The sequence below is a fragment of the Candidatus Symbiopectobacterium sp. genome, from assembly GCF_020054415.1.
Lineage (GTDB): Bacteria > Pseudomonadota > Gammaproteobacteria > Enterobacterales > Enterobacteriaceae > Symbiopectobacterium.
Genome location: NZ_JAHWCO010000319.1, coordinates 1 through 1,126, shown reverse-complemented (window position 1 = coordinate 1,126; position 1,126 = coordinate 1). Strand labels below are relative to the sequence as shown.

Sequence of the window (1,126 nt, the reverse complement as noted above, 5' to 3'; positions counted from 1 at the left end):
GCCCAGCGAAACGACGGATCCTCGCAACGTAAAATCATGCAGTTAGGCATCATGAGAAAAGTGTACACCTGAGATGACAAGCATTTTCAACCAAAACTGGCATGGAAAAACAGCATGATTACCTATTATTCAACAAAGCCTATGCCGGAATACGCTAAAAATCAATTCACATCCACAAATGCTATTTGATAATAGGGCTTATTATATTTAAACGTAATCGGTTTTATATCATCTTCATGATTCACAGGTGCAACTTGCACTTTTGCTTCATTCGTCACAGGAAATAATTTATATTCTTCAAAAATATGATCATCAAGACCTATATCGATAGAATTTCTTTTGGAAACGTCTCTCACTGTTTCAGGCTCTCTTTTCATACTGTCAGAAAACCCTTGAAATGCATTACCATGTTTATTAAGTGGATTGTAAATGGGACCACCTTGATATTTAACCACGTTATTTACGCCACGCCGCTCATCTGCAAGGCTTCTGATAAAGCAGGGCCGCGTTGATGCGTTACTTTTCGGGAGCCCATGAAAGGTATTTCCATGTTTATTAAGTGGATTATAAATGCGGCCAACCTGATATTTTACCGGATTATTTATGCCACGTTGCTCATGCGCAAGGCTTCTGATATAGTCTGGCTTCATGGGCATAGCCATCTTCGGAATTCCCATAAAAAGCGTACCCTGTTTATTCAGGGTCGACGCAATGTTCCCTTTTTTAAAACCAAATTGTAAAACACACGGTGTGTTGTCAATGGAGTGTAGTTTTTTTGCTAATGCTGTCGAGTTATTATACCCTTCTCCATCACTAGCAGAGATCTGCTGGGCATTTAAAACACAATGGTCCAGTCTATTTAAATTTACTATAGTCATATTTTTCCTTATTGCGCTAATGTCAAGTGAAAAAGGCTTTGTTGAATAATAGGGAATAATGCTGTTGTGACACGCCTGTTTTGGATTAAAATGCTGATCGCTCCGGCATGCATCACCACGCTCTGGATTTAACATACTGATTTTACGTCAAGGGAATCCGCAGCCTTTATGTCTACGCAACATAATATCTATTTATTCAACAAAGCCCCTTTGGTGCGATGTTTTTTGCTCAAGGCGGTATGCGTTTG

1 protein-coding gene is annotated in these 1,126 nt (G+C 39.3%); it reads right to left on the bottom strand.

Annotation, left to right across the window (positions count from 1 at the left end):
• Nucleotides 1-161 precede the first annotated feature (161 nt).
• Nucleotides 162-1,013 (bottom strand): hypothetical protein, encoded by an 852-nt coding sequence (locus QZ506_RS09335; RefSeq protein ID WP_291970591.1) that lies wholly within the window; start codon nucleotides 1,011-1,013, stop codon nucleotides 162-164.
• Nucleotides 1,014-1,126 lie beyond the last annotated feature (113 nt).

Bases quoted from the DNA above. Each gene is read 5' to 3' on its own strand.
- QZ506_RS09335 (WP_291970591.1), bottom strand. From the start codon at position 1,013: ATGTTAAATCCAGAGCGTGGTGATGCATGCCGGAGCGATCAGCATTTT.